Consider the following 13,560-nt stretch of genomic DNA (forward strand, 5'->3'; position numbering starts at 1 on the left):
AAGACATGACGTTCGAGGACTACACCTGGGCCCACCGCCTCAACGAGGTGGACCTGGAGAAGCTGTCACGGCTGTATCTGCTGGCCCCGCTGGGCAACAAACCTCCCCAGACGCTGGCCACGGTGTTCGGCAACAGCCGATTCGTGTGCTTCGTCCACGCCGGTGACGTGCTCGTCGGCGCGGGGCGCGCGCTGGCCGACGGTGCCGACTGCGCCTACATCGCCGACGTGGCCGTCCACCCCGAACACCAGGGGCGGGGCCTGGGGTCCGACATCATCCGCAGGCTGGTGGAGCTGGCGGACGGCCACAACAAGATCATCCTCTACGCCGCCCCCGGCACCGAGGCCTTCTACCGAAGGCTCGGCTTCCGCCACATGAACACGGCGATGGCGATCTGGTCCGACCCGCAGCGGGCCGTCGACATCGGGCTGCTCCGCCCGGAGGACTGACGGCCCGGCCTCACCCGGCCGCCCGGCCCGCGGCCGGTGAAGCGTCGGCCGCCGCCCGGGTGCCGCCGGCCGCCGTCCGGATGCCGTCGGCCGCCGCCCGGGTGCGCGCGTAACGCAGCGCCCTGACGACCCGCCCGTAGCGCTCCCTCTCCTCCTCACCCCGGTCGGCGTGCCGCAGTGCGCAGCGCAGGGCCGTATCCGTGGCCTCGGCCCCCCGCCGCAGCAGCACGACCACCGACTCGACGGACCCGCGGCAGGCCGCCCATTCGAGCGCCGTCCGCCCCTTCATGGCCCGGTCCTCCAGATCGGCCCCCCGGTCGATCAGCAGAGCGACGGTCTCGGGATGGTTGTCGCCCGCGGCCAGCACCAGCGGCGTGTACGGGATCCGGTCCTGCGCCCCCGTGGACACCCCGGCGTCCAGCAGCGCCGCGACGGCATCCGTGCTCCCGAACATCGCCGCGCAGGTCAGCGGGGTCAGGTCGTGGTACGGCCCGGCATGCGCCGCCGTGCCCGCACCGGCCGCCAGCAACACCCGGACGACGTCGGCGCGGTTCTCCTGGGCGGCCAGGTCCAGCGCCGTGCGCGCGTCGTCGTCGAGGGCGTCCACGGGAACACCGGCGTCCAGCAGCCGGACCACTTCAGCCGCGTCCCCGTCCCGAGCCGCCCGCGGCAACGCGTTGGAACGCGGCGCGGGCGTCTGCTTCGCGGATGTGGTCATGAGGGGTCGGACTCACCAGTGGCCCCAAGGGTTGTACGTTCAACCAATCCGGTCTTCCACGTGACGGGAAGCCACTTGTGAACGTGTGACACACCGCACTTTCCCGAGTGACCCGCGTCCCCCTGGGCATGAGCCACCCCGAACAGCGGGCGGTCCGGAGTCTCACCATGCGATACCGCAGGGGCGAAACCCGGACGCTCGGTAAAATGAGCCGACCGCAGTACATATATGTACGTGCGGAAAGAGACGGATTGAGCGAGGAGCGCACGTGGGCCTTGTCGTGCAGAAGTACGGAGGCTCCTCCGTAGCCGATGCCGAGGGCATCAAGCGCGTCGCCAAGCGGATCGTGGAAGCGAAGAAGAACGGCAACCAGGTGGTCGCCGTCGTTTCCGCGATGGGCGACACGACGGACGAGCTGATCGATCTCGCCGAGCAGGTTTCCCCGATCCCTGCCGGGCGTGAACTCGACATGCTGCTGACCGCCGGGGAGCGTATCTCCATGGCGCTGCTGGCCATGGCGATCAAAAACCTGGGGCACGAGGCCCAGTCGTTCACCGGCAGCCAGGCCGGAGTCATCACCGACTCGGTCCACAACAAGGCCCGGATCATCGACGTCACACCGGGTCGCATCCGCACCTCGGTCGACGAGGGCAACGTGGCCATCGTGGCCGGCTTCCAGGGCGTCAGCCAGGACAGCAAGGACATCACCACGCTGGGCCGCGGCGGGTCCGACACCACGGCCGTCGCCCTCGCCGCCGCGCTCGACGCGGACGTCTGCGAGATCTACACCGACGTCGACGGCGTGTTCACCGCCGACCCGCGCGTGGTGCCGAAGGCGAAGAAGATCGACTGGATCTCCTTCGAGGACATGCTGGAGCTCGCTGCCTCCGGCTCGAAGGTGCTGCTCCACCGTTGCGTGGAGTACGCCCGCCGGTACAACATTCCGATTCACGTGCGGTCCAGCTTCAGCGGACTGCAGGGCACGTGGGTCAGCAGCGAGCCGATCAAGCAAGGGGAAAAGCACGTGGAGCAGGCCCTCATCTCCGGAGTCGCGCACGACACCTCCGAGGCCAAGGTCACGGTCGTCGGGGTGCCCGACAAGCCGGGCGAGGCGGCCGCGATCTTCCGCGCCATCGCCGACGCCCAGGTCAACATCGACATGGTCGTGCAGAACGTGTCCGCCGCCTCCACGGGCCTGACGGACATCTCGTTCACGCTCCCCAAGAGCGAGGGCCGCAAGGCCATCGACGCGCTGGAGAAGAACCGCCCGGGCATCGGCTTCGACTCGCTGCGCTACGACGACCAGATCGGCAAGATCTCGCTGGTCGGCGCCGGTATGAAGAGCAACCCGGGCGTCACCGCCGACTTCTTCACCGCGCTCTCCGACGCCGGGGTGAACATCGAGCTGATCTCGACCTCCGAGATCCGCATCTCGGTCGTCACCCGCAAGGACGACGTGAACGAGGCCGTGCGCGCCGTGCACACCGCCTTCGGGCTCGACTCCGACAGTGACGAGGCCGTGGTCTACGGGGGCACCGGACGCTGATGTCCGCCGCGCAGGACACCGGCCGGGACGGCCGTACCGGCAGGCCCACGCTCGCCGTCGTGGGCGCGACCGGTGCCGTCGGCTCGGTCATGCTCCAGATCCTGTCCCAGCACGCGGACGTCTGGGGCGACATCCGCCTGATCGCCTCCCCGCGCTCGGCCGGCCGCAAGCTGGCCGTGCGCGGGGAGGAGGTCGAGGTCGTCGCGCTCGGCGAGGAGGCCTTCGACGGGGTCGACGTCGCCATGTTCGACGTGCCCGACGAGGTCGCCGCCCAGTGGGCGCCGATCGCCGCCGCCAAGGGTGCGGTGGTGGTCGACAACTCCGGCGCCTTCCGGATGGACCCGGACGTGCCGCTGGTCGTGCCCGAGGTCAATCCGCACGCGGTGCGGATGCGGCCGCGCGGGATCGTCGCCAACCCGAACTGCACGACCCTGTCCATGATCGTGGCGCTGGGCGCGCTGCACGCCGAGTTCGGGCTGCGCGAGCTGGTCGTCTCCTCGTACCAGGCGGTCAGCGGGGCCGGTCGGGACGGCGTGGACACGCTGCGCCGGCAGCTGAAGCTGGTGGCCGGCACCGAACTGGGGACGCACCCAGGTGACGTGCGGCGGGCCGTCGGCGACGACACCGGGCCGTTCCCGGAGCCGGTCGCGCTGAACGTCGTACCGTGGGCCGGATCGCTGCGGGAGGACGGCTGGTCGTCGGAGGAGATGAAGGTGCGGGACGAGTCCCGCAAGATCCTCGGGCTGCCCAGCCTCCCGGTCGCCGTGACGTGCGTACGGGTGCCGGTCGTCACCACGCACTCCCTGACCGTGCACGCCCGCTTCGAGGGCGAGGTCAGTGTCCAGGGGGCCCGGGAGATCCTGGCCACCGCTCCCGGCGTCGTCCTGTTCGACAACCCGGCCGCGGGGGAGTTCCCGACGCCCGCCGACGCGGTCGGCACCGACCCGACCTGGGTCGGCCGGGTGCGCCGGGCGCTGGACGACCCGACCGCCCTCGAACTCTTCGTCTGCGGGGACAATCTGCGCAAGGGCGCCGCGCTCAACACGGCGCAGATCGCGGAGCTGGTGGCGGCCGAGTTCGGCTGAACCGGGATCAGAGAGGTGAAAAGGCCCGGCGGCCGTGGGTTTCGTTTGTAGGATCCATGGACGAGATGTGATCCGGAAGTTGGTCCGGACTACTTGTACCGGGCACCCGCGCCGTCAGAGTATTTCCTCCCCGCCCTCCGCAACCGTGCGAGCGGCGGGGAGCGTCTTTGCGGTCACCCATTCGTGGCGCGGGGCGTGGTTCGGCGCGGGGGCGCCGAGGACGGGCGTGGGGACGCCCGTTCACATGGAACACAGGGGAAGAGCGGACGATGAGGGCCTATGACGCACCGTCAGCCGGGCAGCGGCCCGGGCGGCTGCCCGACGGACACGGGAACGTGACGCCCGGCACGTACAACCCTCACGGGGGTGGGCGTGTCCAACTGGCGTGGCAGAGGTTCTCGATTTCACCGCAGGTACGCGGGGCGCGGTGCTGCGCCCTCCCGTCCGGTCCGTCCGTCCCCGTGTGGCCGGTCCGGCCGGTGGCATGCCGGTGATCGCGCCGATGCCCGCAGCGCGGCCGGCCCGCATATCGAACCAGCGCGACGGCGCCGAGGACGTGGCGGCGGGCACCACCGTCGACCACCTCACCGAGACCTACCGGACGCACTACCGCTCGCTGCTCGGTCTCGCCGCCCTCCTCCTCGACGACACGGCCTCCTGCGAGGACGTCGTCCAGGAGGCCTTCATCCGGGTGCACTCGGCGCGCAAACGCGTCCGCGACCCGGAGAAGACCCTGGCGTACCTGCGGCAGACCGTCGTCAACCTCTCGCGCTCGGCACTGCGCCGCCGCATCCTCGGCCTCAAGCTCCTCTCCAAGCCCATGCCGGACATGGCGAGCGCGGAGGAGGGGGCGTACGACCAGCTGGAGCGCGACTCCCTGATCAAGGCGATGAAGGGGCTCCAGCGCCGGCAGCGCGAGGTGCTGGTCCTGCGCTACTTCGCCGACATGACGGAGGCCCAGGTCGCCGAGACGCTCGGCATATCCCTGGGCTCGGTCAAGGCCTACGGGTCGCGCGGGATCGCGGCGCTCAGGGTGGCCATGGAGGCTCCCGCATGAGTGACGGCAACGACGCGCGACCGGACGCCCGCGACGGGCACGGTCCGGGATCGGACGCCCGCGACGGGCACGGTCCGGGATCGGACGCCCGCGACGGGCACGGCGCGCCCGCCGGACCGGCCGGGCGGGAGCAGCAGAAACGCACGCACGACACGCACGCTGGGAACGGAACTGTGAACCACGGCCCCGCCGCGCAGGGCCCCGACACTCCTGGGGCCGACGGGCCGGCCACCGACGAGGCCGCCCTGCGCGCGATGATGCACCGGGCGGTCCGGGAGATGGAGCCGAGCGACGGCACCCTGGAGCACCTGCGGCGCGCGGTGCCCGCCCGGCGGGCCCGCAAGCGCCAGGCCCTCGTGGGCGCGGCGGCCGCCGCCCTCTTCCTCGGCACGGCGGTCCCGGCCCTCGTGCACGTCTCCAACTCCACCGGCGCCGGTGCCGACCCGTCCGTCGCGGGCAACGCCTCACAGGCCCAGGGCGGTGCCTCCCAGGGCAAGGACCCGGCCGGCGGCCAGAGCGGCGTCGCGGGCTCCGGGGACACGCCCGAGGGCCAGGACCGGACCGGCCCCAAGGAGACGCCCGGCGGCAAGGAGTCCGGCGCCGCGACGGGCGCGCCCCCCTCGGGCGTCCCCAGCGCCAGCAGCCCCGCCGACGTCCCCGCGTGCGCGCCGGGATCGCTCGGCCCGGCCGTCGCGAGCAGCGCCGAGCCCGACTCCACGGGCGTGGTCTACGGCTCCTTCCGCGTCACCAACGTCTCCTCGGACGGCTGTACCGTCACCGGCCCCGGCAACGTGGTCACCGCTTCGCTGGGCGCCGCGGAGGCCACCAGGATCGGCACCGCACGGCATGCCGCCGGGGACGCCGCGGCCGGACTGCCCGACCCGTCGCTGGAGACCGCCTCGCTGGCCCTGGCGCCGGGCGGCGCGTACGAGGTGCAGTTCGCCTGGGTGCCCTCGGAGACCTGTCCCACCACCGGCGGCACCACGGGCGGCGGCAGCGGCGGGCCCTCGCCCGATCCCTCGCCCACCGAGGACACGACCGCCGCGGGCGGCACCTCCGCGGGCGGTGGCGAGGCCGGTCCCACGACCCAGCTGATCACCGAGGACGGCCCGGCCGAGGGCAGCGTGTCGGTGACGTACACCCCGGAGGGCGGTTCCGGATCGGCGACGGCCACGGTGTCCAACGCGTGTGCGGGGACCGTCTACTGGACCGGCCTGCTGGCGGACTCGGGCTCGGGGACGTAGCCCCCCCGGGGGTCAGAGCCCCGCGGGTCAGAGCCCGCGGGTCAGAGCCCGCGGGTCAGGAGACGAGCCCCGCCCTGGCCCTTCCGGCGCCCTTGTCCTTGTCCCCGTCCTCGTCCTCCGTGTCTTCCCCGTCCTCCGCGACCAGGCCCAGCTCGGCGTCCCGGGCGAGTTCGACCTCGCGGCGCAGCAGCCGGAACCACATGAAGATCACGAAGCCGACGAACGCGAACCACTCGGCCGTGTAGCCGAGGTTCTGGAAGGCCTTCAGGTCGAGGCCCGTGTTCTGCGGCGCGCTCACGGGCACGGCCCGCATCCCCGAGTCGCCCTCGTTCAGCGTGACCCAGGCGTCGTACACGTCGTAGGGCACGAGGTTCAGCAGCGTCGCCGCGCTGATCGCGCCGGTCTGCCCGTCGGGCCACCCGGAGCGCCCGCTGACGCCGCCCGCGCCGGGCGACTCGGCGGCCTGGAGTGCGCCGGTGACGGTGACCTCGCCGGTGGGCGGGGCCGGGGCCTTCGCCGGGTCGGGTTCGCCGGGGAGCCAGCCCCGCACGACCGGCAGGGCCTCACCGCTGTCGGTGCGCAGGAGCGTGAGGACGTAGAAGCCCTCCCGGTCGTCCAGCTTCCGCTCCGGGACCAGCAGCTGATCGTCGTACCGGCCGGTCACGGTGGTCTGCCTGCCGACCGTCGCCTTGTCCACGGGCAGCAGCTCGGTCAGCGGGCGCGCGGCGTCCCGGGCGGCCGACTCCTGCTGTGTGGAGGCGGTCTCGTGGTCCTGCACCCGGTCCTCGAAACGGCCGAGCTGCCAGGAACCCATGAAGATGCAGAAGGGGATGGACAGGACGACGAAGACGTTGATCCCCCACCATCGGGGCGTCAGCAGAAACCGGTACACGCCCTCCACGGTACGGTGCGCGCCCGGACCACCCGGGCGCGGGGCTGTGGAAAACGTGACGGACGGAGGAGGTTGTCCACAGGCTGGGGATCTCTTCTGCGCGGCGTCGCCGGGTCGGGGCAGTATGGGGCCATGACTGAGAGCAACGGGTTGCGGCAGACGCAGGGCGAGCAGGTGCCCGACTGGGAGAAGCGGTTCCGGGCGCCGAGGGTGTCGCTGCCCGACTGGGCCGAGGACGCCCCGGACCGCTCCCTGTTCGTCTCGAACGCGACGGGGACGTACGAGCTGTACGCCTGGGACCGGTCGAGCGGGGAGCAGCGCCAGGTCACGGACCGGCCCAACGGCACCACGGACGGCGTGCTCGCGCCGGACGGCGACTGGATCTGGTGGTTCGACGACAAGGACGGCGACGAGTTCGGCATCTGGCGCCGCCAGCCCTTCGCGGGCGGCACGGACGAGGAGGCCGTGCCGGGCCTCGACCCCTCCTACCCGGCGGGCCTCGCCCTCGGCCGGGACGGCCGCACGGCGGTGATCGGCCGCTCCACCGACGAGGACGGTACGACGATCCACCTCGCGCGCGGGGACGGCGGCGCACCGGCGGAGATCTACCGGCACCGCGAGTCCGCGGGCGTCGGCGACCTCTCCCACGACGGCTCCCTGATCGCGATCGAGCACACCGAGCACGGCGACGCCATGCACTCGGCGCTGCGCGTCCTGCGCCCCGACGGCAGCACGGTGGCGGAGCTGGACGACACCAGGGGCGGCGAGGAGGAGCTGGGCCTGGAGGTCCTGGGCTTCGCGCCGGTCGACGGCGACACCCGGCTGCTCATCGGCCACCAGCGCCGGGGCCGCTGGGAGCCCCTGGTGTGGGACGTGGCGACGGGCGAGCAGACCGACCTCGCCCTGGAGCTGCCCGGTGACGTCAGCGCCGAGTGGTACCCGGACGGCTCCGGCCTGCTGATCGTGCACGGTTTCGAGGCCCGCAGCGAGCTGTTCCGCTACGACTTCGCCGAGCGCGCCCTGACGGAGATCGACACTCCGGCGGGCACCGTCTCCGGGGCGACGGCACGCCCCGACGGCAGCGTGGAGTACCTGTGGTCCTCGGCCGCCGAGCCGTCGGCCGTCCGCTCCACCACCGGCCGCGTCGTCCTGGACCCGCCCGGCCTGAAGTCGCCCCGCTCGGTCCCGGTGGAGGACGTGTGGGTGGAGGGGCCCGGAGGCCGCATCCACGCCCTGGTCCAGAAGCCCGCGGGGGCGGCCGGTCCGTTCCCGACGGTCTTCGACATCCACGGCGGCCCGACCTGGCACGACAGCGACGCCTTCGCCGCCGGCCCGGCCGCCTGGGTCGACCACGGGTACGCGGTGGTCCGGGTCAACTACCGGGGCTCCACCGGGTACGGCCGCGCGTGGACCGACGCCCTCAAGCACCGGGTGGGTCTCATCGAGCTGGAGGACATCGCGGCGGTGCGCGAATGGGCGGTCACCTCGGGCCTCGCGGACCCCGAGCGCCTGATCCTCACCGGCGGCTCCTGGGGCGGCTACCTCACCCTCCTCGGCATCGGCACCCAGCCCGAGGCGTGGACGCTGGGCATCGCGGCCGTGCCGGTCGCCGACTACGTCACCGCGTACCACGACGAGATGGAGGGTCTCAAGGCCCTCGACCGCACCCTGCTGGGCGGCACCCCCGAGGAGGTCCCCGAGCGCTTCGAGGCCTCCTCCCCGCTGACCTACGTCGACGAGGTCAAGGCCCCGGTGTACATCTCGGCGGGCGTCAACGACCCGCGCTGCCCGATCCGCCAGGTCGAGAACTACGTCGAGCGCCTGGAGGCCAGGGGCGCCGTCCACGAGGTCTACCGCTACGACGCGGGCCACGGCTCCCTGGTCGTCGACGAACGCATCAAGCAGGTACGCCTGGAACTGGACTTCGCAAGAAGAAACCTCCCACAGCCGTAGCGCCCCCGGCGGGGCCGGCTTCCCGACCGCCCGAGCCGGGCCCCGAGCCGGCTTCGGCCGCCCGAGCGGGGCCCCGGGCCCGCTTCCCGGCCGCCCGAGCCGGGTGCCTCGGCTGGCTTCTTGGCCGACCGAGTCGGGCTTCGGGGGCCCTCTTGGCCGACCGCGTCAGGCCCCGAGCCGGCTTCCTGGCCGACCGAGCCGGGTGCCCCGGCTGGCTTCTTGGCCGACCGAGTCGGGCTTCGGGGTGCCCTCTTGGCCGACCGAGTCGGGTGGTGGGTGGGCATAGGCCGGGGGTCCAGGGGGCGGAGCCCCCTGGCGGGGTCGTAGGGGCGGCGCCCCTACACGTCCGCCCCCCGCCGGGCCCGCCGCCCCAGCAACTCCGCCAGCCCCCTCCGCGTAGCCGCCAGCACCACCCGATCCGAGCCCCGCAGGACATACGTGTCGGGCAGCTCCCACACCAACCGCGACTCCCGCGCCCTCTCCGGCGCGACGCCCTCCGCCCGCCCACCGTCGGAGACCTCGCCGTCGGAGACCTCAAGCGCCAGCACCCGCCACGCCCCCGCCCGGAACGCCTCCCCGACCGTCTTCCCCTCCAGCTGTGGATGCCCCGCCACCTCCACCGCCGCGAACAGCAGCACCCGCCGCTCGACGGGGATCGCCCCCAGGATCTGCCGGCCCATCATCGCCCCGGCGAAGGACGGCGCCGCCAGGTGCGTCACGCTCCGGCTGCGAGTGAGCGCGCCAGGGTGGGCGGCCCGCAGGGTGCGGTACACGGCGGTCGCGAAGTCGTCGTCGTACAGGCGCAGTACCACCCGCAGCCGCGACCGTACGGACCGCGCGTACAGCACCGCCTCCAGGTTGGTCGTGTCCACGCTGGTCAGGGCGAGCAGCGAGTGCGCCCGGTGGATCTTGGCGGCCTCCAGGACGCCCTCCTGGGTGACGTCCCCGAGCACCACCGGCACCCGCAGTCGTCGCGCGGTCGCCATGCCGCGCGCCTCTGGGTCGGCCTCGACGCACACCACGGGGATGTCCATCTCCCGCAGCCGGGTCAGGACACGGGTGCCGATCTTGCCGAGACCCAGCAGGACGACATGCCCGCCGAGCCCGCGCGGCGGCTTCCGCAGTGCCGACGCGCTACGGAAGGTTCCGAGGGCCTCCAGCACGGCGGCCAGCAGGACGGGCAGCAGCAGCAGTCCGACGAACCCGGAGAGGAGCTGGAGGATCTGCCGGCCGGTGTCCTTGTTGTGCGCGGGTTCGTTGATGGAGAACAGGTCGAGCAGTGTCACGTACGTGGCGTGCAGGGGATGGTCGCCGGTGACCAGCATCAGTGCCACGGCGAGGGCGACCACGCAGGCCGCCAGGCCGGCCAGCGACCACCGCAGCCGCCGTGAGAACAGTTCGCCGAAGGCGGGCACACCGGCCCGTCCGGCGGGCAGCGGCGGCCCGGAGTACGACACCTGCTCCAGGGCCACGGTCCCGCGTCCGGTGGCCGCCTCCACCGCCGCCGCGTCGGGCAGCAGTTGCGGCCCTTGCTCGCCGCTGCCCTCCGAACCGTCCGCACCGGCCGGGTCGTTGCTCGTCGCGGACAGCAGCGCCAGGGTGCACAGCCCCGGGTCGGCCACCTCGCCGGGGCGGGGCGGATTGCGTTCGACGGCGCGCAGCAGCAGACCGTCCGTCTCGACGACCTTGCTGGTGCCGACCAGGGCGGTGGCCGCCAGCGCGGGCGCGGCGGTGTCGGCGTCGGACAGGACGGTCGTGGACCCGGCCCCGGCTACGGACCCGGATCCAGACGCGGACCCGGGACCGCTGCCCGTCGCCAAGGTCGCGCTCTGGTCGAGGAGTTCCTCGATGTGCTGGCCAAGGCGCCGGTTGTACAGACGCAGGACCAGCCGCAGCCGGGGGTTGAGCCGACGGGCGGTCAGGGCGGCACGGATGTTGGTCTCGTCGTCGTCGTACACGAGGGCCAGCGCGGTGGCCCGCTCGACACCGGCCTCCGCGAGTACGTCCTCGGCCGGCTCGGTGGCGTCGAGTTCGCGGTCGGCGCCGCCCGGATCACCGTTGCCCGTCCGGTTGACCGCCGCGTTGACCATGTCCAGCAGTGCCGCCGAGGCCGCGCGGGCCCGCCCGACCACCGGCTGACGCACCCGCTGTCCGGCGGGCGGGACGACGAGTGTGACCTGTTCGCGGTAGACGCCGCGCAGTTCGGCGGCCAGCCGGTGGGCCAGCCCGTCGTCGCCGCACACCACCATGTGCGCGTACCCGTCGCCCTGCGGAACCTGGTTCGGAACGCTCCCCGTATGAGTCCCCATTTAGGGAAGGACAGTACAGGCGGCGGGTGCGGTTCCAGGAGCGTCCGAAGAGATCGAGGGCGGCATTAAAGGCGCGTAAAGATTGCCGGAACTCGGCAATGACGTGCGGTCGCGCCGCGTGTGACGATTCATCTCACCGAAGCTCAGCGACGGGCGGGAGGGGGACGGCACGCATGGCCTGGTTTCTCGGACTGGGTATCACGGGGGTCGTGCTGCTCGCCCTGTCGCTGGTCTTCGACGGACTGCTGGAAGGCGTCTTCGACGGAGTGCTGGACGGCGTCCTGGAGGGGTGGCTGTCGCTGCCGGTCGTCGCCGGGTTCGTGGCGATGACCGGCTTCGGTGGCGCCATCGCCCTCGGCACCGGCTGGACCGGCCCGGCGGGCGCCGCCGGGGTCGGCGCGGTCGCCGGAGTGGGGACCGGCTGGCTGACGTACCGCTTCGGCCGTGCCCTGATGCGCGACCAGACCGCCGTCACGCCTCGTACCGACGACCTTCTCGGCACGTCCGGCAAGGTCGTGACCGCCATACCGGCGGACGGCTACGGAGAGGTCCTGCTCCGGCTCGCCGGGCAGCCGCTGAAGTGCGCGGCGCGCAGCACGGTGCCGCTGGCGCGGGGCGTCGAGGTGTGGGTCGAGGCGGTGCCGACGGGGACGTCGGTGGTGGTGCGCCCGGTGGACCGCTGAGGCCGCTGCCTTCTCTGCCCCCGTTCTGTCTGTTCCGCCTGTCCTGTCTGTCCTCTCTCTCCTCTCTGTTCTCTCTGTTCTCTCTGTCTGATTCCTGTGTGATTCGGGGGCGTTGTCATGAGTCCTGTCGTCATCGCGGTGGTGGGAGTGGTCGTACTCCTGGTGCTGCTCGCCCTGGTGGTGGTCAGCCGCTACAAGGTGGCCGGTCCGAGCGAGGCGTTCATCGTCACCGGGCGGCGCGGCAAGCGGTCCACCGATCCGGAGACGGGCCGTGTGTTCACCGACAACAGCGGCCAGAAGGTCGTGGTGGGCGGCGGCGTGTTCGTCGTGCCGTTCGTGCAGCAGCGGTTCACGCTCGACCTCTCCTCCCGGCACATCCCCGTCGCCGTGCGCGGCGCCGTGACGCTGCGCGGGGTGAAGGCCCATCTCGAAGGCGTCGCGATCGTCAAGGTCGGCGGCACGGAGGACGCGATCCGCGCCGCGGCGCAGCGGTTCCTGATGCAGCAGGACGGCATCGTCGGCTTCACCCAGGAGGTGCTGTCCGGCGCACTGCGCGCGATCGTCGGCCGGATGTCCGTGGAGGACGTCATCCGGGACCGGGCCGCCTTCGCCGGCCAGGTCGCCGAGGAGGCGGAGGCGAGCCTGTCCGGGCAGGGCCTGGTGCTCGACGCCTTCCAGATCCAGGACATCACCACCGAGGGTTCCTACCTGGAGGACCTCGGCCGTCCCGAAGCGGCACGCGCGAAGCAGGAGGCCGACATCGCCGAGGCGGTCGCCCGGCGGGCGGCCGAGCAGGCGCGGCTGAAGGCGGAGGAGGAGATCGCGGTCGCACAGCGGACCCTCTACCTGAAGCAGGCCGAGATCAAGGCCGAGACCGACCAGGCCTCGGCCCGCGCCAACGCCTCGGGTCCCCTCGCGGAGGCGGCCCGGCAGCAGGACATCCTCGCCGAGCAGGAGAAGGTCGCCGAGCGGCAGGCCGCGCTGAAGGACCGCCAGCTGGACACCGAGGTGCGCAAGCCCGCCGACGCCCAGCGGTATGCCGCCGAGCAGGAGGCGGAGGCCCGCCGGGTGGCGCGGGTGAAGCAGGCCGAGGCCGAGCGCGCCGCCGGTATCGCCGCGGCCCAGGCGGAGGCCGAGCGGGCCCGCCTCACCGGTGAGGGCGAGAAGCAGCGGCGCACCGCCCTGGCGGACGCCGTACGGCTGGAGGGCGACGCCGAGGCCGCCGCGATCGGTGCCAGGGGCGCGGCCGAGGCCGAGGCGATGCAGAAGAAGGCCGACGCCTTCGACCGGTACGGCGACGCCGCGGTGCTGCAGATGCTGGTCGAGGTGCTGCCGCAGGTGGTGGCGAAGGCGTCCGAGCCGCTGGCGGCCGTGGACAAGATGACGGTCATCTCGACGGACGGCGCGAGCCGGCTCACCCGCACGGTCGCCGACAACGTGGCGCAGGGCATGGAACTGCTGGGCTCGACCACGGGCGTCGACCTGGCGTCCCTGCTGAAGGGCGTCACGGCCAAGGGTGGCGTCACGGCCAAGGGTGGCGTCACGGCCGAGGAGGGCGTCACGGCCGAGGGCGAGGCAGGCCGGGCCACCACCGAGAACGGCAAGGTGGAGATCACCGACTGAC

General features: G+C 72.8%; 11 protein-coding genes. 8 read left to right on the forward strand and 3 right to left on the reverse strand.

What is annotated here, in order from left to right; genetic code table 11:
• The first annotated feature begins 5 nt into the window (after nucleotides 1-5).
• Nucleotides 6-449, forward strand: a complete 444-nt coding sequence (locus ACH4D3_RS29255; protein ID WP_398328014.1) for a GNAT family N-acetyltransferase — start codon at nucleotides 6-8, stop codon at nucleotides 447-449.
• Nucleotides 450-459: 10 nt separating this feature from the next.
• On the opposite strand, the gene ACH4D3_RS29260 is transcribed toward ACH4D3_RS29255, so the two are convergent.
• The gene (locus tag ACH4D3_RS29260; RefSeq protein WP_398328017.1) at nucleotides 460-1,167 is read right to left on the reverse strand and encodes an ankyrin repeat domain-containing protein; all 708 of its coding nucleotides are present in this window, start codon (nucleotides 1,165-1,167) and stop codon (nucleotides 460-462) included.
• A 268-nt stretch (nucleotides 1,168-1,435) separates the two neighbouring features.
• Between ACH4D3_RS29260 and ACH4D3_RS29265 the strand changes: the two genes are divergently transcribed.
• The 4 genes from ACH4D3_RS29265 (at nucleotide 1,436) to ACH4D3_RS29280 (ending at nucleotide 6,099) form a co-directional block, all read left to right on the forward strand.
• Complete coding sequence (locus tag ACH4D3_RS29265) at nucleotides 1,436-2,713, forward strand: aspartate kinase (protein WP_003975324.1); 1,278 nt, start codon at nucleotides 1,436-1,438, stop codon at nucleotides 2,711-2,713.
• Nucleotides 2,713-3,798 carry an aspartate-semialdehyde dehydrogenase gene (locus ACH4D3_RS29270; RefSeq protein ID WP_398328020.1) on the forward strand — a complete coding sequence of 362 codons (1,086 nt, stop codon included), beginning with the start codon at nucleotides 2,713-2,715 and terminating at the stop codon, nucleotides 3,796-3,798. The genes ACH4D3_RS29265 and ACH4D3_RS29270 overlap by 1 nt, the downstream gene beginning before the upstream one ends.
• 484 nt (nucleotides 3,799-4,282) lie before the next feature.
• Entirely contained in the window at nucleotides 4,283-4,855 is a 573-nt protein-coding gene (locus ACH4D3_RS29275) for a SigE family RNA polymerase sigma factor (RefSeq protein ID WP_398328023.1), read from the forward strand.
• Complete coding sequence (locus ACH4D3_RS29280) at nucleotides 4,852-6,099, forward strand: hypothetical protein (protein ID WP_398328026.1); 1,248 nt, start codon at nucleotides 4,852-4,854, stop codon at nucleotides 6,097-6,099. Before ACH4D3_RS29275 ends, ACH4D3_RS29280 begins: the two co-directional genes overlap by 4 nt.
• 55 nt (nucleotides 6,100-6,154) lie before the next feature.
• Here the strand turns inward: ACH4D3_RS29280 and ACH4D3_RS29285 are convergent, their stop codons facing one another.
• Nucleotides 6,155-6,991 (reverse strand): SURF1 family protein, encoded by an 837-nt coding sequence (locus ACH4D3_RS29285; protein ID WP_398328029.1) that lies wholly within the window; start codon nucleotides 6,989-6,991, stop codon nucleotides 6,155-6,157.
• A 132-nt stretch (nucleotides 6,992-7,123) separates the two neighbouring features.
• Between ACH4D3_RS29285 and ACH4D3_RS29290 the strand changes: the two genes are divergently transcribed.
• Nucleotides 7,124-8,944, forward strand: a complete 1,821-nt coding sequence (locus ACH4D3_RS29290) for a prolyl oligopeptidase family serine peptidase (RefSeq protein ID WP_398328032.1) — start codon at nucleotides 7,124-7,126, stop codon at nucleotides 8,942-8,944.
• A 338-nt stretch (nucleotides 8,945-9,282) separates the two neighbouring features.
• Here the strand turns inward: ACH4D3_RS29290 and ACH4D3_RS29295 are convergent, their stop codons facing one another.
• Nucleotides 9,283-11,193, reverse strand: coding sequence for an NAD-binding protein (locus ACH4D3_RS29295; protein WP_398328436.1), 1,911 nt, complete (start codon nucleotides 11,191-11,193; stop codon nucleotides 9,283-9,285).
• Nucleotides 11,194-11,426: 233 nt separating this feature from the next.
• On the opposite strand from ACH4D3_RS29295, the gene ACH4D3_RS29300 reads away from it, so the two are divergent.
• Both ACH4D3_RS29300 and ACH4D3_RS29305 read left to right on the forward strand, forming a co-directional pair.
• Entirely contained in the window at nucleotides 11,427-11,936 is a 510-nt protein-coding gene (locus tag ACH4D3_RS29300) for a hypothetical protein (protein WP_398328035.1), read from the forward strand.
• A gap of 117 nt (nucleotides 11,937-12,053) precedes the next feature.
• Nucleotides 12,054-13,559, forward strand: a complete 1,506-nt coding sequence (locus tag ACH4D3_RS29305; protein ID WP_398328037.1) for a flotillin family protein — start codon at nucleotides 12,054-12,056, stop codon at nucleotides 13,557-13,559.
• Nucleotide 13,560 lies beyond the last annotated feature (1 nt).

Origin of the sequence: Streptomyces sp. NPDC018026, assembly GCF_044327745.1 — a bacterium.
Lineage (GTDB): Bacteria > Actinomycetota > Actinomycetes > Streptomycetales > Streptomycetaceae > Streptomyces > Streptomyces rubrogriseus.

What these genes read in the sequence shown, in the direction of transcription:
- ACH4D3_RS29255 (WP_398328014.1), top strand. Translation starts at nt 6, where the DNA reads ATGACGTTCGAGGACTACACCTGGGCCCACCGCCTCAACGAGGTGGAC.
- ACH4D3_RS29260 (WP_398328017.1), bottom strand. Translation starts at nt 1,167, where the DNA reads ATGACCACATCCGCGAAGCAGACGCCCGCGCCGCGTTCCAACGCGTTG.
- ACH4D3_RS29270 (WP_398328020.1), top strand. Translation starts at nt 2,713, where the DNA reads ATGTCCGCCGCGCAGGACACCGGCCGGGACGGCCGTACCGGCAGGCCC.
- ACH4D3_RS29275 (WP_398328023.1), top strand. Translation starts at nt 4,283, where the DNA reads ATGCCGGTGATCGCGCCGATGCCCGCAGCGCGGCCGGCCCGCATATCG.
- ACH4D3_RS29280 (WP_398328026.1), top strand. Translation starts at nt 4,852, where the DNA reads ATGAGTGACGGCAACGACGCGCGACCGGACGCCCGCGACGGGCACGGT.
- ACH4D3_RS29290 (WP_398328032.1), top strand. Translation starts at nt 7,124, where the DNA reads ATGACTGAGAGCAACGGGTTGCGGCAGACGCAGGGCGAGCAGGTGCCC.
- ACH4D3_RS29295 (WP_398328436.1), bottom strand. Translation starts at nt 11,193, where the DNA reads ATGGTGGTGTGCGGCGACGACGGGCTGGCCCACCGGCTGGCCGCCGAA.
- ACH4D3_RS29300 (WP_398328035.1), top strand. Translation starts at nt 11,427, where the DNA reads ATGGCCTGGTTTCTCGGACTGGGTATCACGGGGGTCGTGCTGCTCGCC.
- ACH4D3_RS29305 (WP_398328037.1), top strand. Translation starts at nt 12,054, where the DNA reads ATGAGTCCTGTCGTCATCGCGGTGGTGGGAGTGGTCGTACTCCTGGTG.